The 19,364-nt window shown below is 63.8% G+C and carries 18 protein-coding genes; 8 read left to right on the forward strand and 10 right to left on the reverse strand.

Going from position 1 to position 19,364, the window contains the following annotated elements:
- Positions 1–49: 49 nt before the first annotated feature.
- The gene (locus ACFRJ9_RS10600) at positions 50–694 is read left to right on the forward strand and encodes a GNAT family N-acetyltransferase (RefSeq protein WP_377667293.1); all 645 of its coding nucleotides are present in this window, start codon (positions 50–52) and stop codon (positions 692–694) included.
- Positions 695–820: 126 nt separating this feature from the next.
- On the opposite strand, the gene ACFRJ9_RS10605 is transcribed toward ACFRJ9_RS10600, so the two are convergent.
- Entirely contained in the window at positions 821–2,215 is a 1,395-nt protein-coding gene (locus tag ACFRJ9_RS10605; RefSeq protein WP_377667296.1) for a PhoH family protein, read from the reverse strand.
- Positions 2,216–2,452: 237 nt separating this feature from the next.
- A complete protein-coding gene (locus tag ACFRJ9_RS10610) occupies positions 2,453–3,259 on the reverse strand; it encodes an isoprenyl transferase (RefSeq protein ID WP_377667298.1) in 807 nt (268 codons plus the stop codon).
- 108 nt (positions 3,260–3,367) lie between these two features.
- Between ACFRJ9_RS10610 and ACFRJ9_RS10615 the strand changes: the two genes are divergently transcribed.
- A complete protein-coding gene (locus tag ACFRJ9_RS10615) occupies positions 3,368–4,009 on the forward strand; it encodes a hemolysin III family protein (protein ID WP_377667301.1) in 642 nt (213 codons plus the stop codon).
- A 10-nt stretch (positions 4,010–4,019) separates the two neighbouring features.
- On the opposite strand, the gene ACFRJ9_RS10620 is transcribed toward ACFRJ9_RS10615, so the two are convergent.
- The 3 genes from ACFRJ9_RS10620 to mca form a co-directional block, all read right to left on the reverse strand.
- A complete protein-coding gene (locus tag ACFRJ9_RS10620; protein ID WP_377667304.1) occupies positions 4,020–6,179 on the reverse strand; it encodes a thioredoxin domain-containing protein in 2,160 nt (719 codons plus the stop codon).
- Positions 6,157–6,447: a hypothetical protein gene (locus ACFRJ9_RS10625; RefSeq protein ID WP_377667306.1), complete on the reverse strand. Its 291-nt coding sequence runs from the start codon at positions 6,445–6,447 to the stop codon at positions 6,157–6,159. Before ACFRJ9_RS10625 ends, ACFRJ9_RS10620 begins: the two co-directional genes overlap by 23 nt.
- Before the next feature lie 105 nt (positions 6,448–6,552).
- Entirely contained in the window at positions 6,553–7,458 is a 906-nt protein-coding gene (gene mca, locus ACFRJ9_RS10630; protein ID WP_377667308.1) for a mycothiol conjugate amidase Mca, read from the reverse strand.
- A 75-nt stretch (positions 7,459–7,533) separates the two neighbouring features.
- Between mca and ACFRJ9_RS10635 the strand changes: the two genes are divergently transcribed.
- Positions 7,534–7,992, forward strand: a complete 459-nt coding sequence (locus ACFRJ9_RS10635) for a DUF4307 domain-containing protein (RefSeq protein WP_377667311.1) — start codon at positions 7,534–7,536, stop codon at positions 7,990–7,992.
- A gap of 152 nt (positions 7,993–8,144) precedes the next feature.
- Positions 8,145–8,639 carry a transcription elongation factor GreA gene (gene greA / locus ACFRJ9_RS10640; RefSeq protein WP_377667313.1) on the forward strand — a complete coding sequence of 165 codons (495 nt, stop codon included), beginning with the start codon at positions 8,145–8,147 and terminating at the stop codon, positions 8,637–8,639.
- A 79-nt stretch (positions 8,640–8,718) separates the two neighbouring features.
- Here the strand turns inward: greA and ACFRJ9_RS10645 are convergent, their stop codons facing one another.
- From ACFRJ9_RS10645 to ACFRJ9_RS10660, 4 genes are read right to left on the reverse strand one after another with little or no spacing between them, the layout of a single operon-like run.
- Positions 8,719–9,333: a rhomboid family intramembrane serine protease gene (locus tag ACFRJ9_RS10645; RefSeq protein ID WP_377667315.1), complete on the reverse strand. Its 615-nt coding sequence runs from the start codon at positions 9,331–9,333 to the stop codon at positions 8,719–8,721.
- Positions 9,334–9,346: 13 nt separating this feature from the next.
- Positions 9,347–10,585 carry a threonine ammonia-lyase gene (gene ilvA / locus ACFRJ9_RS10650; RefSeq protein WP_377667318.1) on the reverse strand — a complete coding sequence of 413 codons (1,239 nt, stop codon included), beginning with the start codon at positions 10,583–10,585 and terminating at the stop codon, positions 9,347–9,349.
- Between the two features lie 3 nt (positions 10,586–10,588).
- A complete protein-coding gene (locus tag ACFRJ9_RS10655; protein ID WP_377667320.1) occupies positions 10,589–11,869 on the reverse strand; it encodes an AI-2E family transporter in 1,281 nt (426 codons plus the stop codon).
- A gap of 51 nt (positions 11,870–11,920) precedes the next feature.
- On the reverse strand, positions 11,921–12,889 hold the full coding sequence (locus tag ACFRJ9_RS10660; protein WP_377667647.1) for an aldose 1-epimerase family protein: 969 nt from the start codon (positions 12,887–12,889) through the stop codon (positions 11,921–11,923).
- Positions 12,890–12,969: 80 nt separating this feature from the next.
- On the opposite strand from ACFRJ9_RS10660, the gene galT reads away from it, so the two are divergent.
- From galT to ACFRJ9_RS10675, 3 genes are read left to right on the forward strand one after another with little or no spacing between them, the layout of a single operon-like run.
- The gene (galT, locus tag ACFRJ9_RS10665; protein WP_377667322.1) at positions 12,970–14,121 is read left to right on the forward strand and encodes a galactose-1-phosphate uridylyltransferase; all 1,152 of its coding nucleotides are present in this window, start codon (positions 12,970–12,972) and stop codon (positions 14,119–14,121) included.
- Positions 14,118–15,281, forward strand: a complete 1,164-nt coding sequence (galK, locus tag ACFRJ9_RS10670; protein WP_377667324.1) for a galactokinase — start codon at positions 14,118–14,120, stop codon at positions 15,279–15,281. Before galT ends, galK begins: the two co-directional genes overlap by 4 nt.
- A gap of 55 nt (positions 15,282–15,336) precedes the next feature.
- Positions 15,337–16,575, forward strand: a complete 1,239-nt coding sequence (locus ACFRJ9_RS10675) for an acetyl-CoA C-acetyltransferase (RefSeq protein WP_377667327.1) — start codon at positions 15,337–15,339, stop codon at positions 16,573–16,575.
- Between the two features lie 122 nt (positions 16,576–16,697).
- Here the strand turns inward: ACFRJ9_RS10675 and ACFRJ9_RS10680 are convergent, their stop codons facing one another.
- Positions 16,698–17,609, reverse strand: a complete 912-nt coding sequence (locus ACFRJ9_RS10680) for a Bax inhibitor-1/YccA family protein (protein ID WP_377667329.1) — start codon at positions 17,607–17,609, stop codon at positions 16,698–16,700.
- 353 nt (positions 17,610–17,962) lie between these two features.
- On the opposite strand from ACFRJ9_RS10680, the gene ACFRJ9_RS10685 reads away from it, so the two are divergent.
- Positions 17,963–19,360, forward strand: coding sequence for a branched-chain amino acid ABC transporter permease (locus tag ACFRJ9_RS10685; RefSeq protein ID WP_377667331.1), 1,398 nt, complete (start codon positions 17,963–17,965; stop codon positions 19,358–19,360).
- Positions 19,361–19,364 lie beyond the last annotated feature (4 nt).

The raw sequence follows: 19,364 nt of genomic DNA on the forward strand, positions 1-19,364 counted from the left end.
CAGGCCGGCCTGACTCGCCTGTGCCTGCCAAGCGGGCTAAGCTACGGCGATGACATCGCTGGCACACATCTGGCCCCCGTTCGGACTCAACCTCACCACCCCGAGGTTGGCCATCCGCCCGATTCTTGATGAGGACATCCCCGCTGCCGTCGCCGCTGCCCGGTCCGGCGTCCACGAACCCGGCAAGAGCCCGTTCAGCACACCATGGACGGAACTTCCGGATGACGAGCTGCCTCCGAACATGGCCCAGTGGTACTGGCGTTGCCGCGCAAACTTCACGCCTGAGTCCTGGACCTTGCTCCTGGGCGTTTGGAAGGAGGACGAGTTCCTCGGAGTCCAGGACATCGGCGCCAAGAATTTTTCCACCTTGAAAACAGTGGGCACCGGCTCCTGGCTCAAGCAGTCCGCGCAAGGCCAAGGCTTCGGCAAAGAGATGCGCGCCGCCGTCGTGGGCTATGCGTTCGACTACCTGGGAGCAGAAGTGGCCGAATCCGAAGCCGCCACCTGGAACCAACAATCCCTGGGCGTCTCAACAAGCCTCGGCTACGAACCGAACGGCATCTTCCGCGACGGCTGGGGCGACAAAGTCCAAGACGTCCAAAAGGTCCGGCTCACTCCCGCCACATTCAACCGCCCCCACTGGACGGTCAAAGTCCAAGGCCACGAAGCCTTTTCCCACTACATAGTCATTTAGCAACTTCCGGCGGGGCGCCTGACAAGGCGAAGGCCAGGCATCCGGCAGCGTGCGTCAAAAGCGAGGAACGAGCTAGCACGCAGAGGATGTCTGGCCTTCGCCGTAGCTGGGCAAAGCGTCGATGGGTTAGATCTCGGCCCCTTCAAGCAACTCAGTAACAAGAGCAGCAATAGGCGACCGCTCGGACCGCGTCAGCGTGATGTGGCCGAACAGCGGGTGTCCCTTGAGCGTCTCGACGACGGCGGCGACCCCGTCGTGGCGACCCACGCGGAGATTGTCGCGCTGGGCGACGTCGTGGGTCAGGACGATCTTGGAGTTCTGCCCGATGCGGCTCATGACAGTGAGCAGGACGTTCTTTTCCAACGACTGTGCTTCATCAACGATCACAAACGCATCGTGGAGTGAACGCCCGCGGATATGGGTGAGGGGCAGGACTTCGAGCATTCCCCTGTCCATAACTTCTTCCACGACTTCCTGGCTGACCAGCGCACCCAGGGTGTCAAACACTGCTTGTGCCCAGGGGTTCATTTTTTCGGATTCGGAGCCCGGGAGGTAGCCGAGTTCCTGGCCACCCACCGCGTAGAGCGGTCGGAACACCACTACCTTGCGGTGTTCCCGGCGTTCCAGGACGGCTTCCAGGCCCGCACAGAGTGCCAGCGCGGACTTGCCGGTGCCTGCGCGTCCTCCGATCGAGACGATGCCCACGGCAGGGTCCATGAGGAGGTCGATGGCGAGCCGTTGTTCAGCAGAGCGGCCATGGAGACCGAATACGTCCCGGTCACCTTTGACGAGGCGGACCTGCTTGTCTGCACCTACGCGTCCCAATGCTGAACCGCGGTTGGAGAGCAGGACCAGCCCGGTGTTGACCGGGAGTTCCGCCGCAGAAGGAATGAAGACCGGTTCGTGGCCATAGAGGGTGGTGATTTCGTCGTCGCTGGCTTCCACCTCAGCCATGCCCGTCCAGCCGGAATCCTTGACCAGTTCGTTGCGGTATTCGTCGGCGTGGAGTCCCATAGCCGAGGCTTTGACGCGCATCGGGAGGTCTTTTGAGACCACTGTGACGTTGTTGCCCTCATTGGCCAGGTTCTTTGCTACCGCCAGGATGCGGCTGTCATTGTCGCCTCCGCGGAATCCGGCGGGGAGCACTTCGGGGGAAATGTGGTTCATTTCCACCCTGAGCATTCCGCCGTCTTTGCCGATGGGAATGGCTCGATCCAAGCCTCCGTGTTCGATCCTGAGGTCATCCAGGAGCCGCAAGGCCTTGCGGGCAAAGTAGCCCAGCTCCGGATCGTGGCGCTTGCCTTCCAGCTCGGTAATGACCACTATCGGGACGATGACCTCGTGCTCGGCGAACCGCAGGAGTGCGTGCGGATCGGACAGCAGAACGGAGGTATCGATCACGTAGCTGCGGCCTGCGGCGGACGTGCCAGTCCGCGCCCCTTCAGGTACCCGCTTGGCGCGAGAGGTAGCTGCACTTTCCCCGTCGGAAACCATTGCGGGCAGTTGCTCAGAAATAGCCACATCGACTCCAGCCCCGGGCGGTCGCCCGGCCTAATGGTGAAGCGGCTCGGCCGGAAGGCCGGGCGTGGCCTCCCATGTAACTGGTGCGAAAGTCCGCTCCATGTACTGGCCTCCCCGATCAGCGGGCGGTTTTGCCTGCTGATGGGATTAACGTAATCCCCGGCACATTCATTTCCGCAATCCGTCGTCGGCAAGTCGCATGTCCGGCTCGTTAAGTTTTGGTGAACCGGAGCGTTCCTACGTTCCGAAGCGGCGCTGACGCCCGGCGTAGTCCCGGAGGGCACGCAGGAAATCGACCTTTCGGAAGGCGGGCCACAGGGCTTCGCAGAAGTAGAACTCGCTGTACGCGCTTTGCCACATCAGGAACCCTGAGAGACGTTGCTCGCCCGAAGTACGAATAACGAGGTCCGGATCGGGTTGGCCGCGGGTGTAGAGGAACCGGGAGATATCGTCCACCGAAAGTTCATCTGCGACGTCGGACATGGAGCGCCCTTTGGCGTCGGCGTCGTGGAGAAGTTCCCGAACGGCGTCGACGATTTCGCGGCGGCCGCCATAGCCCACGGCGACGTTGACGTGGATCTTTTCGCGGACAGGAGTACGCGCCGTCAGTTTGTTGAGCCGTTCCGCGAGGTAGTCAGGGAGCAGCTCGGGTGCGCCCATGGCATGGACGGAGACGTCCTCGTCTTCGTCCAGGCGGTCCATGGTGTTGGCGATGATGCCCATGAGCAGGTCGAGTTCTTCACCGGAGCGGTTCATGTTGTCCGTGGACAGCATGTACAGCGTCACTACCTTTACGCCAAGCTCCTGGCACCAGCCAAGGAACTCGTGAATCTTGTCCGCGCCGGCCTGGTGCCCCTGGCTGGTGGGTGCGTTGAACTGGCGGGCCCACCGGCGGTTCCCGTCCACCATGACACCAATATGCCGCGGAATCCGGTCTTGTTTGAGGGAGCGGAGGAGCTTGCGCTCGTAGAAGCCATAGAGGAAACCGGGTAGCTCCACCGGACTCTCACCTGACTTCCTTGCTTGTACGACGACGGCGCACATCCAAGGCTACCGTCCCAAGCTGCCGAGCCGGTGCAGTGAACGGTCAAAAATCGTCGGTTCAATAGTTACCACACAGTAACTTACTGGAACGTAAGTTACTCTTGAACCATGGCCGAGCTGCTCATCACCAAGCCCCTGTGGCGTGGCTGGATCCACGCCGTAGCCGCCCCCTTCGCACTTGCGGCCGGCATCGTCCTCGTGACGGTAGCCCCTACAACCGACCGCAAGATTGCTTCTGCGATCTACGCGTTGACTGGCGTCCTGCTGTTCGGCGTCAGCGCGGTCTACCACCGCGGAAATTGGTCGCCGGAGGTCCGGATGCTGCTCAAGCGGCTGGACCACACCAACATCATGCTGGTAATCGCCGGCAGCTACACCCCCTTGGCCTGGTCCCTGCTGGAACGATCCCAGGCCGTGATCCTGCTGTGGGTTATCTGGTCCGGGGCAATCGCCGGCGTGCTGTTCCGGGTCCTCTGGACCAACGCTCCCCGATGGTTGTATGTGCCTGTCTACGTTGCTTTGGGCTGCGGGGCGCTGTTCTACCTGCCGCAGTTTTTCGCCGCCAACGCCCCTGCCGCGATCCTCATCTGCGTGGGTGGAGCGCTCTACATCGCCGGGGCGGTGTTCTACGCCATCAAGAAGCCCAATTTCAGCGCCCGGCATTTCGGCTTCCACGAGCTCTTCCACGCCTTCACCGTGCTGGCATTCGCCGCCCACTTCGTCGCGATCATGATGGCAGTGCTTAGCTAGCAGGGCAGGCTCAACCGCCCGAGGCCATGCCCGCCAGCCGGGACTGCATTTCGGCCACGCTGCCCACGGGCCGTTCGCAGACCATGCCACGGCACAGGTACACCTGCGGTGAGCCGTCCGTGGCCGCGGTCCTGTGCTGCAGCAGCGGTACCTCAGCCTCACCGGCCGGGGACCCTGCGTCGTCCTCTCGCTGCAACGCGACCACCAGCCCCGGGCTGGCTGACTTCAGCAGTGCAGCGTGCAGTTCCCTTCGGAGCGGCGAGTCAGGACCGGCGACGGCGGCTTCCACCGGCCCGGTCAAGGCTGCTTGGGCCGTGGCAAGGAGCCACCCTGCGACCCGGGGCGCGCGGGTGGCCAGGGGCGGGAGCAGGCCGAGGATGTTACCGGCCATCAGCCGGTGTTCGTGCGAGCCCGAATAAGCGGCGTAGGTCAACAGGGTTCCGGCGAATCCTGCAGCACCACTCGGTGTCGCATTGTCGAACGGGTCCAAGGCAGCGTGTTGGCCCTGGGCGTTGAACACCTGCGCGGACTCCCCCGTCGAGTCGGCAAGTTGTCCGTTCTCGATGAACCGCGAACACGCGGCAAGGATGAGATCCTCGGCAAGGCGGTACCAGCGCTTGGTTCCCGTGACGGCGTACAGCGCAAGGAAGCCGTCCGCGCAGAAAGCGTAGTCCTCCAGGAGGCCACCGATGCCACGCGCCCGGGAATCGTGCGAAACGCGGACCAACAGCTGTTGCTCGGCATCCCAGTGGACTCCCGCCAGGTACTCGGCCACGGCTTCCGCCGCTTCGAGCAATTCCGGTCGATCCAGGATTGCGCCTGCTTCCGCGAGGGCGGCAACGGCCAGGCCGTTCCATCCTGCGACAACTTTCTCGTCCCTGGCCGGCTGGTTACGGAGGTTTCGTGCATCAAGGAGCTTGGGCCCGACACGCTCCCAGAGCCTGCCTCCGGCGTCGGACAACAGCCGTGCCGGATGCAGCGGCGATCCCAGCGTGGAAACGGTCCCTTCTGCGCCGACATTCATCAGTCTTGCCACGGCTGCGGCGTCATCCGGGCCAAGGACGGCCACCAACGACTCGGGAGTCCAGAGGTACGTGGCGCCCTCGTGATGCACCCCGTCCACTACGGTGTCCGCGTCCAGTGAAGAAGCCAGTCCGCCTCCACTTAGCCGCAGTGCGTCCAGCATCCAGTCCGCACACGTGGACGCCACCTTTGCCGCTTCAGTGGCCGAGAACACCTCATTGCCACCCAGCCGCGTCCAGTGTGCGTAGACCCGCAGCAGCTGCGCATTGTCGTAGAGCATTTTCTCGAAATGCGGTACGGACCAGTCCGCCGTCACGGAGTAGCGGGCGAATCCGCCGTCGAGTTGGTCGCGCAACGCGGAGCGGGCCATGCCGGCAAGCGCGCGCCCGGCGATGTCCCGTGCCGCGTCCGCTGTATCTGAAGGTGCGGCCGCGTGCCGGATGAGGAACTCCAGAACGGCCGACGGCGGGAACTTGGGAGCGGTTCCGAACCCGCCGGCGTCGTGGTCTTCCGAACGGGCCAGAAGCGCTACGGCTTCGGGGAGAAGGTCCGCGTCCAGCAGCTCGGGCGGGCCGTCGAGCCGGACCACCCCGGCGAGCTGCGCGTTGGACATCGTGGCGGCCAAACCCCTGGCATTCTGCTCCACGCCGGCGCGGCGCTCCACCCAGGCTTCATGGACAGCCTCAAGGACATTCCGGAAGGACGGGCGGCCAGGCAGCGGGGTGGGCGGGAAGTACGTCCCGGCGTGGAAGGCCAGGCCCTCCGGCGTGAGGAAAACGGACATCGGCCAGCCACCCTCACCGCTGATGGCCTGGGTCGCGGCCATGTAGACGGAGTCGACGTCCGGGCGTTCTTCCCGATCCACCTTTACCGGGACAAAGTGGGCGTTCAGGTAGTCGGCAGTCTCTTGGTCTTCAAAGGACTCGTGAGCCATGACATGGCACCAATGGCATGCGGCGTATCCAATGGACAGAAACACGGGCACGTCGCGCTCGGCGGCGAAGGCAAAGGCGTCATCGCCGAAGGGACGCCAGAAGACGGGGTTGTCCGCGTGCTGGCGCAGATAGGCAGAGGGCTCCGAGCCCAGGGCATTGCCTGCCCCGGGCCAGTCGGCGCCGCTGGTGTCAGCGGGCTGCGGGACCGGCATCGCCGTTCTCATCTGCCGGGCCGCCTGCCTCTGACGGAGTTCCCGCCTCAGCCGCCAGGCGCGCTTCCTCCACCTGTGCCCGGTACCGGACGCGGCGAATGCGGCGAACCATGTCCACGATCAGGAAGGTGGTCAGGATGACGATGAAGGCCGTGAGGACGAAGCCCCAAGTACCCGGCGTCACCTGGTCCTCGGACAGGCCGGGCCGCAGCGTGCCCGTGGGATCGGGCGACGGAGTGACGGTCAGGGCGAGAATCAAGTGGTGCACGTTCAAACCTTCTATGGGAGCTGATGCGTGCCGACTGGCAGCGCGTAGCCGGAAGCTGGTTGGCCACCGGGAAATTTCTACGAGCGATAGAAACTGTCGGCGTTCCTATCTTATCCCCGCGAAGAGGTCCTTCTCCGGCAGCTCGGAAGGGACCCGGGACTTGATCAACGAGTAGTCCTCCCACGGCCATGCCGTGCGCTGCAGGTCCGGCGATACGGCGAAGAAGAAACCGACGGGATCGATCTGGGTGCGGTGTGCACGGAGAGCATCATCGCGGGCCTCGAAAAAGTCCCCGCAATCAATCTGCGTGGTTGTGGGATGCGCCGGCGCCGGCGGAGTGTGGCCCTCGGCGTCGGCTTCCAGCCATGCTGCGAGGCGCTCGGCGTAAGGGGATTGCAGGCCCGCTTCTTCCAAGGCGAAATGCAGGGCACGGAACCGGTCCGGGCTGAAGGCGCGGTCGTAGTAGAGCTTGCTGGGTGCCCAAGGCTCCCCCATGTCCGGATAGCGCCCTGGGTCTCCGGAAGCCTCGAAGGCCTCGACGGCCACTTTGTGGGCCATGATGTGGTCCGGGTGCGGGTAGCCGCCGTTTTCGTCGTAGCTGAGGATCACGTGGGGCTTGAAGTTCCGGACCAAATGAACCAATGGCGCGGCCGCGCGTTCCAGCGGCTGCAGCGCAAAGCAGCCCGGTGGCAGCGGAGGGAGCGGGTCTCCCTCCGGCAGTCCGGAGTCCACGAACCCGAGCCAGCGCTGCTGGATCCCGAGGACCGCAGCCGCGTTGGCCATCTCACCACGGCGGGCACCGGCCATGTCCCTCTTCGGATGCGGAGCGTCCTCCATGGCGGGGTTCTGAATATCGCCACGCGAGCCGTCCGTGCAGGTGGCAACCATGACGTCCACACCCGCGGCTGCATACATCGCCATGGTGGCTGCGCCTTTGCTGGACTCATCGTCCGGATGGGCGTGGACGGCAAGCAGCCGAAGCTGCTGGTCGGAACTGCTGGACGCTGTCACTTGACGGCTCCTCTTTCATGGACGATGCATTGTGGGGCGGTACGGAGGTACCGGCATCCGCACTAAACTGGACGGGTGACTTCAGAGGACCTATCGGCCACCCGAGTACCGGCAAACAACAGCCTAGCCAATCGCTACGGCGGTCAAAAGCGCGCCATGGCCCGCAAAACCAAGCGGAACATCATCATCGCCGCCCTGATCATCGGGATCGCGTTCGCCGGCTGGGTCGCCACATCCTCGGCACAGGCCCCTGTCACGTTCAAAGACATCGGGTACAGCACGGTGGATGGGACCCAGGCCGAGGTGGACTACCAAGTCACCAAGTACCCCGGAGCCACCGCCAAATGCGCCATCAAAGCCATGGACTCCAAGTTCGCCGTAGTGGGCTGGAAAGTGGTCGAAATCGGTCCCAACCCGCCCGAGGAAAGCGCCGACGGCGGCAGCACCACTGTCCAGCGCACGGTCTTGCGGACCGAGTCCCCGGCCGTCTCAGGCGTCGTAGATAGTTGCTGGATCGTGGACAGCGGTAAATAACAATCGTGTGACCCACGACTCAACCGGTTTGGGTTCGTCCAGAGGATTTACTACAATGGATGAAACCTTCACCCCGTTAAGTTGGTTACTGAGTTCCACGAGTGGCCACCTCGGCGGGGTCTTTTGCATTGTCAGATCTAGAGGAGAAATCCGTGTCTACCACCAACAGCGCCACTGCGGCTTGGCTTACCCAGGAAGCTTTCGACCGCTTGAAGGCTGAGCTGGACCACCTTTCCGGCGCTGGCCGGGCGGAAATCGTCCAGAAGATCGAAGCTGCCCGCCAGGAAGGCGACCTGAAGGAAAACGGCGGTTACCACGCGGCCAAGGAAGAGCAGGGCAAGATCGAGGCCCGCATCCGCCAGCTCACTGCGCTCCTCCGCGATGCCCAGGTGGGCGAGGCCCCCGCCGATGACGGAATCGTTGAGCCCGGAATGCTGGTGGTTGCCCGCATCGCCGGCGACGAAGAGACGTTCCTGCTCGGCTCCCGCGAAATCGCCGGAGATTCGGACCTGGATGTCTTCAGTGAGAAGTCCCCCTTGGGCGCCTCCATCATCGGACACAAGGAGGGCGACAAGCTGAGCTACACCGCCCCCAACGGCAAGGAAATCCCGGTGGAGATCGTTTCCGCCAAGCCGTACGTCGCCTGACCACGGCCGAAAATACACGACGCCGGCCCTCCCCCTCGCGGGGCGGGCCGGCGTTTTTCGTTTCGTGGTTCTTGGCGTCCTAGGTGGCCAGCTTGGACTTGGGACGTAACAGGAGGGCTGCAATGATGCCACCGACCGCTCCGCCCAGGTGTGCCTGCCAGGAGACGTAACCCATGACCGTGGGCAGCACCCCGAACAGGATGCTGCCGTAGGCCATGAAGAGCACCACGGAGAGCAGGATCTGCCACCAGCTGCGGTTGAAGAACCCCCGCACCAGCAGGAACGCGAATAGCCCGAAGACCAATCCGGACGCACCCACTGTCACCCCTCCCCCGCCGATGATCCACACCGTAAGCCCTGAGCCCAGCCAGCTGAATGCCAAGGCCGTGAGGAAGACCCGGAACCCCGACAAGAACACCAGGAAGCCAAAAATCAGCAGCGGCAGGGTGTTGGAGAGCAGGTGGTTGAAGTTCGCGTGCAGCAGCGGGAACGTGAGGATGTCCAGGACGCCGTCCATGGTGCGCGGACGCAGGCCAAAGGTGGAGTTGAGTCCGTGCCGCATGAGGGTGTTGAGGAATTCAATGACATAGAGCAGGACCACGAACCCGCCCATGAAGAGCAGGCCGCCCTTGGCCCGAACCGCGAGCGACTCCCGGGCCTCGGCTTTTGATCCGTCAGGCGTTTCCAGCACCATGGGTGCCCTCCCGTCAGTGCACCACGATCGGCTGGAAGCCCTCGGCCCGCAGTGCGCCGAGTACCTGTTCACCGTGTTCGTGGCCCTTGGTTTCCAGGTTGATGGTGATGGAGACGTCACCCATGCTGATGGAGCCACCCAAGCGGGTGTGGTCCAGGCCTGTGACGTTGGCATCGTTTTCGGCAATGATGCGGGCGATTGTTGCCAATGAACCAGGGCGATCGTCAAGCATCATGCGGACAGTCATGAACCGGCCTGCGGCCGAGAGACCGCGCTGGATGACTTTCAGCATGAGCATGGGATCGATGTTGCCGCCGGAAAGTACGACGGCGGTGTTCCCCGGGTTTTCGATCTTGCCGTCCATGAGGGCGGCTACTCCGACCGCGCCAGCGGGCTCAACTACCATCTTGGCCCGTTCGAGGAGGAAGATCAGGGCCCGCGCGAGGGAGTCTTCGCTGACGGTGACGACGTCGTCCACCAACTCGCGGATGATGCTGAACGGGAGCTGCCCGGGCCGTCCAACTGCGATGCCGTCAGCCATGGTGGACACCTTCTTGAGCGGCACCAGCGCATCGGCTGCCAGCGACGGCGGGTAGGCGGCGGCGTTTTCTGCCTGCACTCCAATGACCCGGATCTCGCGGCCGAGTTCTTTCGCCCTGGCTTTGATGGCCACGGCTACGCCGGCCAGGAGTCCACCGCCGCCGACGCCCATCAGGATGGTGTCCACGTTGGGGATCTGGTCAAGGATTTCAAGGCCGATGGTGCCCTGTCCGGCAACGACGTCCACGTTGTCAAAGGGGTGGACGAAGACTGCCCCTGTTTCGTTGGCGTACCGCTGTGCCTCGGCCAGTGCTTCATCAACGTTGTGGCCGTGAAGGACAACTTCCGCCCCGTGGCTGCGCGTGGCCGCGAGCTTGGGAAGGGCCACACCAAGGGGCATGTAGATGCGGGCGTTGATGCCAAGGCTCTTGGCGGCTACTGCCACGCCCTGGGCATGGTTACCGGCCGAGGCGGCCACAACGCCACGCTTCTTTTCGGCGTCCGTGAGCCGGGCCATCCGTACGTACGCGCCGCGGACCTTGAATGATCCGGCGCGCTGCAGGTTCTCACATTTGAAATAGACGTTGCCGCCCACGAGGTGGCCCAGTGCCCGGGACGACTCCACCGGAGTCTTGGTAATAATGCCCTCGAGCAGCTCCTGCGCCTTGAGGACATCGTCCAGCGTGACGGGCAGGGTTTCGAGGGTATTCACTGACTATTCTCCTTTGTTGGTGTCGGCTGCGGGGTCCTCAACCGAGGTACTCCCCGCCGCCTTGTTCTTGCCGGCGATGCCTTTGCCAAGACGTGATTCGGGCTTGGGAAGGCGGATCTCCTTGAAGTTGGCGTCTACGTCAGGTCCCGCCGAAGCGGTTCCTGGCTGGAGTTCTGCCCCATCCAACCCCTCATCATGTTCCCACGTCCGGCCCGCAATGTAGCGAACTGCCGTGTTTACTACAGCGAGCAAGGGGACAGCGAACAGCGCGCCCGGGATTCCGGCAAGGTATGACCCTGCGGCTACCGAGAGGATCACGGCTACTGGGTGCAGAGCCACGGCCTTGCCCATGATGAGCGGCTGCAGGATGTGGCTTTCCAACTGCTGGACCAGCAGGACGATGGCCAGCATGATGAGGGCGTTGACCGGACCGTTGGCCACCAGGGCCAGGAGCACCGCAATGGCTCCTGTCACCAGTGCACCCACCACGGGAATGAAGGACCCGATAAAGACGAGGACTGCCAGCGGCAGGGCCAGCGGAACCTGGATGATGGCCGCACCCACGCCAATGCCCACGGCGTCGATGAATGCCACGAACATCTGGATCCGCACGTAGCTGACCATCGAGGTCCAGCCTCGGCGGCCGGCGCCATCAGTGGCCCTTCGGGCGGTCTTGGGCAACAGCCGCACCAGGAAAGCCCAGATCCGGCTGCCTTCCAGAAGGAAGAAGATCAGGATGAAGAGGGCCAATACGAGTCCGGCGGCAAAGTGGCCGGCGGTGCTGCCAAAGGACAATGCCCCGCTGAGGATGCTGCTGCTGTTGTTCTGAAGCGCGTTGGCGCCATCGGAAATGTACTGGTCGATCTGGTCGGCCGTCAGATGCAGGGGCCCGTCGGCAAGCCAGGTCTGGATCTGCTGTATGCCGGCCAAGGCTTCCTGCCACAGTTCACCGAAGCCCGAAACGAGCTGCCGTCCCACCAAGGCGAGGGCGCCACCGATCACTCCAATGAAACCCAGCACAGTGATGGCAACCGACGCACCGTTTGGCACTTTGCGGTTCCGCAGCCATGTCACAACGGGATGCAGCAGGCCGGCCAGAAGGGCCGCCACCATGACGGGGATAATGAGGAAGCTGACTTTGCCCAGGAGCCAGACCAAAGCACCAATCATGAGCAGGATCAGGCCAGCCCGCCACGACCAGGCGGCGGCAATGCGGACCCCATACGGGATGTCTTCGGCGATTTGGCGATCAGAGCGGGATTTGGCGTCCGGTGTTGGCGTCATGACCCCATAATTCCGTAGCCCGCGCCGTATGGGAAACCGGCTCTCCAAGCACTAAAGGGATGCCGTGATGCCCCAGTTCATGGTGAACGCCTCACCGGGCGCCAGCCAACGGAGCCCCTCGCCGCTGTTGAACGCGTTGGCCGGGCCGGTCATGGGCTCGATTGCCACGGCCTTGGAGCGGCCCGGAAAGGTGTCGGTGACGAAGACATGGACATACTGGCAGCCTTGGTCCTGTTCAAGGCTCACGCTGCGGCCATCAGGTGCCGTCAGCACATGGCGGGCCACGCCGCCGTCGAACGCCAGGTCCGTGAAAGCGACGTCCACGTCAAGGCCGCCCACACCGCTTCCGGCGGAGAGGTCGTATTCCCCGTCCACGGTTACCGAAGTACGCGGAATCAGACGTTCGTCGGCCACCAATCGCGTAGCTGCCCTCACTGTGAGGATCAGGTCCTCCGGGGCGATGTCCCCGAGGCGAAGGTATGGGTGGGCGCCGAGGACAAAGGGCGCCTCGCTTTGGGAGTCATTGACCAGCGTCTGGGAGACGCGAAGGTCAAGGTTGTCATCGAGTTCGTACTTCACAAGGTGCCGGACCTGGAACGGGTATCCGTGCTGGGGGAAGACGGTGGCTTCGAGGGTCACGGAGAACTCCGACTCGTCCACCAGCGCGTATCCGGTGTTGCGCAGGAGACCATGGCTGGCATTGTTGCGGGAGACTTCGGTGATGTCGAGTTGCTGCTTCTTGCTGTCAAGATGCCAGGTGCCGCCATCCACGCGGTTCGCCCAGGGCGCCAAGGTGATGCCTGTAGCGCCAGGAGGGATTTCGGCGTCTCCATAGCTTTCTGTCAGCTGGACACCGCCACGGCTATAGAGCCGCAGGCCAGCCGCGAGCTCAGTGACGACGGCGAGCGCGTCGCCCCGGCGGAGTTCGAACTGTCGGCCGGTGGCAAAGCGGCGCGGGGCGGATTCCCGGGAGTTTTCGGCAGGTGACACGGAGGCAGGCATGGCAATACCGTACTGCATCCGAACCATGGTCCACGGAACACTATGTTAACTTTTGTTAGAATCTATGCGTTTTTGGTTAGTTATGAAATGATGGGTCCATGAGTCGCATTACCAGCACCCGCCTTGCGGACAGCCGCGAGCTGATCTACTTCGACGATCCCGGAACGCCGGCGCGCACCCCTGAATCGCTGGTTGATCATCGAGACCTTCCAGCCCGCGGAGAACCCGGCGAGGTCCGGTACGACGCCCTCTCCGGCGACTGGGTCGCCGTGGCGGCCCACCGTCAAAGCCGCACCCATCTTCCTCCAGCAGACCAATGCCCCATTTGCCCCACTACGGTGGCCAACCCTTCCGAAATCCCGGCCGCGGACTACGACGTCGTGGTGTTCGAGAACCGCTTCCCCTCATTGGGCCCCGCCTTGGGCGACATTCCCCCGGCTCCCGCTGCAGGCTTCTCCGGTCATGGCACCACCGGTCCTGCATTGGGGCGCTGCGAGGTAGTGGCATTCACCCCACAGCACACCGGCTCGTTCGCGGAGCTGGGCGAAACACGCGCCCGCACGGTTATCGAAGCCTGGGCCCAGCGCACCGAGGCCCTCAGCGCCCTGCCCGGCATCAAGCAAGTGTTCCCGTTCGAGAACCGCGGCGCGGACATCGGCGTCACCCTGCACCATCCCCACGGCCAGATCTACGCCTACCCGTACGTCACGCCGCGTGCCGCCCAGCTCGGCGCCGTGGCCCGGAAGTACTACGACGACGTCGACGCCAAAGAAACGCTCGCGGCCTCGCTCCTCCGGGCAGAGCGCGACGACGGAAGCCGCATGGTCCTGGAGGCCAAGCACTTCAGCGCGTACGTACCCTTCGCTGCACGCTGGCCTTTGGAAGTCCACCTTGTCCCGCACCGCAACGTTCCGGACCTGGCGGCGCTCACGGGCGAAGAGCGCGATGAGCTCTCCCACGTTTACCTGGATCTGCTCAAGCGCTTGGACTCCCTCTACCCAACTCCCATGCCGTACATCTCGGCTTGGCACCAGGCCCCCTTGGACGCCTCCCTTCGCCCCGCTGGCCAGCTGCACCTGCAGCTCACCTCGCCCCGCCGCGCGGCCGATAAGCTCAAGTACCTGGCCGGCTCAGAGGCCGCCATGGGAGCGTTCATCAACGACACAACACCGGAAGCGGTGGCGGAACGCCTGCGAAGCGTCTCCCCCGCCAACTCTCCGGCCAAGACCTTGGAAGGCACTCCCGCATGACCACCACCACCACCGACGCCGCCGTCCTGTCCGCCCGCTTCGAGGAGACGTTCGGATCACGCCCCGACGGCGTGTGGCAAGCGCCTGGTCGCGTCAACCTGATTGGCGAGCACACGGACTACAACGAAGGCTTCGTGCTGCCGTTTGCGATCGACAAGACCGCCAGGGTCGCCCTGCGTCTGCGCGATGACTCCAAGGTGCGCTTGCTGTCCACCTTCGGGGGCCATGGATTGGTCGACACCGACCTCACAGGGCTGGAACCGGGATCCGGGCAAGGCTGGTCCCGCTACCCGCTCGGGGTTGCTTGGGCCCTGCAGGAACTGGGAGTCGCGGTCCCGGGCTTTGACCTGCTGCTTGACTCCGACGTTCCCTTGGGCGCGGGGCTGTCATCCTCCCACGCCATCGAGTGCGCCGTCATCACGGCCCTCAACGAGCTCACTGGTGCCGGATTCGCGGCCGAGGACCTCGTCCTGGCAACTCAGCGGGCCGAGAACGTGTTCGTTGGCGCTCCCACCGGAATCATGGACCAATCGGCATCCTTGCGTGGTGCCAAGGGACACGCGGTCTTCCTGGATTGCCGCGACCAGCACGTGGACCTCGTGCCGTTCGACGCCGAAGCGTCCGGCCTGGTCCTGCTGGTCATCGACACCAAGGTGTCGCATTCACACGCCGACGGCGGCTACGCGTCACGGCGCGCGTCCTGCGAGTTGGGTGCCGAGGTACTGGGCGTCAAAGCCCTGCGCGACGTCGGCCTCGAGGCTTTGGAGGAAGCGTCAGGGCTGTTGGACGAGACAACGCTCAAGCGGGTCCGGCACATTGTCACCGAGAACGACCGCGTGCTCCAGACTGTGGAAGTCCTGACGAAACAAGGGCCCGCAAGCATTGGTGCCCTGCTGGACGCCAGCCACGTTTCCATGCGCGACGACTTCGAGATCTCGTGCCCCGAGCTGGACGTTGCCGTGGAGACAGCCAGGGCAAACGGCGCCATCGGCGCCCGCATGACCGGCGGCGGCTTCGGCGGCTCGGCGATCGCGTTGACTCCGGTAGGCCGGGAGCAGCAGGTGCGGGACGCCGTCGTTCGTTCCTTCGCGGAAGCCGGCTTCACCGAACCGGACATCTTCACCGTAACCCCGGCGGCCGGCGCCCTTCGCCTGGCTTGACCCTCTCACCGCTTTCGCCCGGCGTCTGCCCCGATGCCGGGCGTAAGCTGGGGCCATGACTGAGGCTGTCATCGTTTCCACCGCCAGAAGTCCTATTGGCCGGGCCTTCAAAGGCTCCCTGAAGGACGAACGCCCGGACGACCTCGCCACCGCCATGGTGCAGGCGGCCCTGGCGAAACTTCCCGGCTTCGACCCTGGTTCCGATGACGGTCGCGGCTTGGACGACATCCTCCTCGGCTGCGCAGAACCCAGCGGAGAAGCAGGATCCAATATGGCACGGGTAGTGGCCGTATTGGCCGGCCTGGACCGAGTACCGGCCGCGACGATCAACCGCTTCTGTGCGTCCAGCCTGCAAACCCTGCGCATGGCCTTCCACGCCATCAAGGCCGGAGAAGCGCACGCGATCGTCTCGGCGGGAGTGGAAAGCGTCTCCAGGTACCAGGACTGGGCTGGGGCGGGAGAAACCGACTCAGCCAACCACAATCCGCTTTTCGAGCCGGCAGCGCAGCGCACGGCAGCCCGCTCGGCATCGAATATTCCCTGGACGGATCCCCGCTTGGGCGGTCGGATGCCGGACATCTACATTTCCATGGGCCAAACGGCCGAGAACGTCGCAACCAGCTATGGCATCAGCCGGGCCGAGCAGGACGAATGGGGCGTGCTGAGCCAGAACCGCGCCGAAGCCGCAATAGCCTCCGGGTTCTACTCCCGCGACATCACGCCGTACACCCGCAGGGACGGCACTGTGGTGGACCGGGACGACTCTCCCCGGCCGGGGGTGACCCTTGAGGCCGTCTCCGCGTTGCAGCCTGTATTCCGGCCCGGCGGCACCGTCACCGCGGGCAATGCCTGCCCACTCAACGACGGCGCTGCGGCTGTTGTGGTCATGAGCGACTCCCGGGCCCGCGAGTTGGGCCTCGAACCCCTGGCACGCGTGCTTTCCACTGGCGTCAGCGCCCTCTCCCCCGAGCTGATGGGCATGGGGCCGGTGGAGTCTTCCCGGCGCGCCCTTGCGCTGGCCGGCCTGACCATGCAGGACATCGACCTCGTGGAGCTCAATGAGGCATTCGCCGTACAGGTGGTCGCCAGCGCCCGGGAGCTGGGCATCGACCCTGCCAAGCTCAATGTCCACGGCGGTGCCATTGCTTTGGGGCACCCCTTCGGCATGACCGGTGCACGCATGACCAGCACATTGCTGAACGGCTTGAAGGAACGCGACGGAACCCTGGGCTTGGCCACGCTGTGCGTTGGTGGCGGCCAGGGAATGGCGGTTGTTTTCGAACGCTTGAGCTAGCGTGAGGGGTTAGGTCTCGCGGCTTAGGGCCGCCTATACAGCCGAGACCTCACCCCTCGCGAACGCAAAAATGCCCCCGAATACTCTCGGGGGCATTTTCGTCGTCAGTTACTCCAGAGGAGTTAGTCGTCGCCGCGCAGGATTGCCAGCAGACGGATGATTTCGACGTAGAGCCAAACCAGCGTGACCGTCAGGCCGAAGGCTGCGACCCAGGAGTAGCGCTCGGGAGCGCCGGCGCGGACGCCTTCCTCGATACTGGTGAAGTCCATGATCAGTGAGAAGGCTGCCAGCCCGATGGCCAGGATGCCGATGAAGACACCCAGCGGGATACCGAAGATCTCCACGCTGGTGCGCAGGCCAAACGGCTCCTGCACAGCGCCAGTCCACATCATGACCAGGTTGATGAGCGCGAAGACGGCGTAGCCGATGGTGGCGATCATGAAGAAGCGCACCATCTTGGGGGTAGCGCGGACCTTGCCGCTCCTGAAGAGCACCAGGGTTACGCCGAAGACGGCCAGGGTACCGATGACGGCCTGCATGCCGACGCCTGGGTACATGCCGTCCAGCACGCGGGTGAGGCCGCCGAGGAAGAGTCCCTCGAGGCCTGCGTAAGCGAGGATCAGGGCGGGCGAGGGCTGCTTCTTGAAGGTGTTGACCAGGGCCAGAACGAATCCGCCCAGCGCACCGACAATCATCAGCAGGTTGGACAGGCCCGGGGCAACGAACAGGGTGACGCCGGCGCCAATGACCAAGACCACAAGGCAGGCGACGGTCTTCATGATGACGTCGTCATAGGTCATGCGGCCGGTGTCGGCGGGGCCGGCCGAAGGCTGGCTGTACATCTGCTGCAGTTGCTCGTTGGTCATGTTCTGCTGCTGGGCAGACCACGCCGCCTGGCCGTCCATGACCTGGCTCGGTGCCCGGCCGGGTACCTGGTTAAACTGCTGGCCGTACGGATTTTGCGGTACAGGCGGTGCCTGTTTTGCTCCACGGAAGTTTTTTCCGTTGAAGACTGGGTTTCCGCCAAGTGCCATTGCGGGTGTCCTCCTGAAAAAGGGCTAAGTGATAATTCACGGTACCAATTACCACGCGTGCCGTGCAGGGAAAGTTCCCTTGTTCACCTAGACGAAACGCAACCGTGACACGGAAGTGGAACAGTCTCCCCTGCGGGCGCCCGACTGAACGTTTAGGAACACCCTCAAACAACAAAGGTTTACTTAAGCGCTGCTACATCACGAGTTGTCCGCAGCTTCACAGTTGTTATCTGATCGCGATCTAAGGACCCCCGTTCCGTGCATTCTTTGCTTGCACCGAGCGGTAGCATTGGCCTCACATGGGTGACTTAGATCACATCGAGGCAGCTTGGCAAGAACTGTTCACAAGCCCCATGACCGTTCGCACCGGCTGCAATGGCGCAGCCGGGACCACCCCCACTGTGGAGGTTTCCATTTTGAGAAGCACACTGAGCGACCCGTCCATCAGACGGTCCAAGGGACTGCAGAGAGTCGTGGGGGCATTCTTTGCTGCCCTCATCGCCACTCTGTTGATCGCCGCCCCCGCGGCGGAGGCAACCACCCCCTCGCCTTCGCCAACACCAACCACTTTCCAAAACAACATCAGCGGCTTCCTCCGCGATGATGCCCGCGCACCAATACCCGGGGTGAAAATCAAAGCCACCGGCAACGGGTTCGAAGGTGAAGCCACCTCCGGGTCCAACGGCGCCTGGAGCATCGGCGTTCCCGTGCAAGGCACATACACCGTAGAACTTGATACCTCCACCTTGCCCGAGGGCATCAAGCTAGCGGACGGCCAGGACAATCCCCGCGACGTCAGCTTCAGCCAGACGTCCAACTTGTCCGTGATCTTTGCGTTCGGCAAAGGCATCGTGGTCCAACAGCAGGACTTCGGCCAAAACCTCCTCAACCGCCTGGTGGCAGGTCTCAGTTTCGGGCTGCTGCTCGCACTGGCATCTGTCGGCCTATCCCTGATCTTTGGCACCACGGGCCTCACCAACTTTGCCCACGGCGAAATGGTGACGCTCGGCGCGGTGCTGGTGTTCATGTTCAACGGCATCGGCCTGCCTTTCTGGCTGGCCATCCTGCTCGCCCTGGTGGGCGGCGGACTCTTCGGTTACGTCCAGGATGCCGGACTCTGGCGTCCGTTGAGGCGTCGCGGCTCGGGCCTTGTCCCCATGATGATCGTCAGCATCGGCCTCGCGCTGGCCATCCGCTACGTCATCCAGTTCTTCTTCGGCGGCGCAACGCAGCAACTGCCCGGTGCCCAGAGCGCTGAGATCCAGCTTGGTCCTGTGTCCATCTCGCCGAACAACCTCTGGTCCTTGGTCATCAGTGCGGTTGTCATCGCCTTGATCGGCATCGTCCTGCTCAAGACCCGCCTCGGCAAGGCAACCCGCGCCGTGGCCGACAACCCTGCATTGGCGGCAGCGTCGGGCATCGACGTCGATTCAGTCATCCGTATTGTGTGGATCGTCGGCGGTGTCCTCGCTTCATTGGGCGGCATCCTCTGGGCCTACTACCGGCCAGGTGTCACCTTCGACATGGGCTCGCAAATCCTGCTGCTCATCTTCGCGGGCGTGACCCTCGGTGGCTTGGGAACCGTATTCGGCGCCTTGATCGGTTCGATCGTCGTCGGCATCTTCGTGGAACTGACTACAGTGTTCGGCCTTCCGGCAGACCTCAAGTACGTCGGAGCCCTGTTCATCATGATTGTTGTCCTTCTGTTCCGACCGCAGGGTATCCTCGGCCGGCGTGAGCGTGTGGGTTAGGAGC

The organism is Paenarthrobacter sp. NPDC056912, from assembly GCF_042786555.1.
Lineage (GTDB): Bacteria > Actinomycetota > Actinomycetes > Actinomycetales > Micrococcaceae > Arthrobacter.

Coding starts and splice junctions, on each gene's coding strand:
- ACFRJ9_RS10600 (WP_377667293.1), top strand. CDS start 50: ATGACATCGCTGGCACACATCTGGCCCCCGTTCGGACTCAACCTCACC.
- ACFRJ9_RS10610 (WP_377667298.1), bottom strand. CDS start 3,259: ATGTGCGCCGTCGTCGTACAAGCAAGGAAGTCAGGTGAGAGTCCGGTG.
- ACFRJ9_RS10615 (WP_377667301.1), top strand. CDS start 3,368: ATGGCCGAGCTGCTCATCACCAAGCCCCTGTGGCGTGGCTGGATCCAC.
- ACFRJ9_RS10620 (WP_377667304.1), bottom strand. CDS start 6,179: ATGCCGGTCCCGCAGCCCGCTGACACCAGCGGCGCCGACTGGCCCGGG.
- ACFRJ9_RS10645 (WP_377667315.1), bottom strand. CDS start 9,333: ATGGTGCTGGAAACGCCTGACGGATCAAAAGCCGAGGCCCGGGAGTCG.
- ACFRJ9_RS10655 (WP_377667320.1), bottom strand. CDS start 11,869: ATGACGCCAACACCGGACGCCAAATCCCGCTCTGATCGCCAAATCGCC.
- ACFRJ9_RS10660 (WP_377667647.1), bottom strand. CDS start 12,889: ATGCAGTACGGTATTGCCATGCCTGCCTCCGTGTCACCTGCCGAAAAC.
- galT (WP_377667322.1), top strand. CDS start 12,970: ATGAGTCGCATTACCAGCACCCGCCTTGCGGACAGCCGCGAGCTGATC.
- galK (WP_377667324.1), top strand. CDS start 14,118: ATGACCACCACCACCACCGACGCCGCCGTCCTGTCCGCCCGCTTCGAG.
- ACFRJ9_RS10675 (WP_377667327.1), top strand. CDS start 15,337: ATGACTGAGGCTGTCATCGTTTCCACCGCCAGAAGTCCTATTGGCCGG.
- ACFRJ9_RS10680 (WP_377667329.1), bottom strand. CDS start 17,609: ATGGCACTTGGCGGAAACCCAGTCTTCAACGGAAAAAACTTCCGTGGA.
- ACFRJ9_RS10685 (WP_377667331.1), top strand. CDS start 17,963: ATGACCGTTCGCACCGGCTGCAATGGCGCAGCCGGGACCACCCCCACT.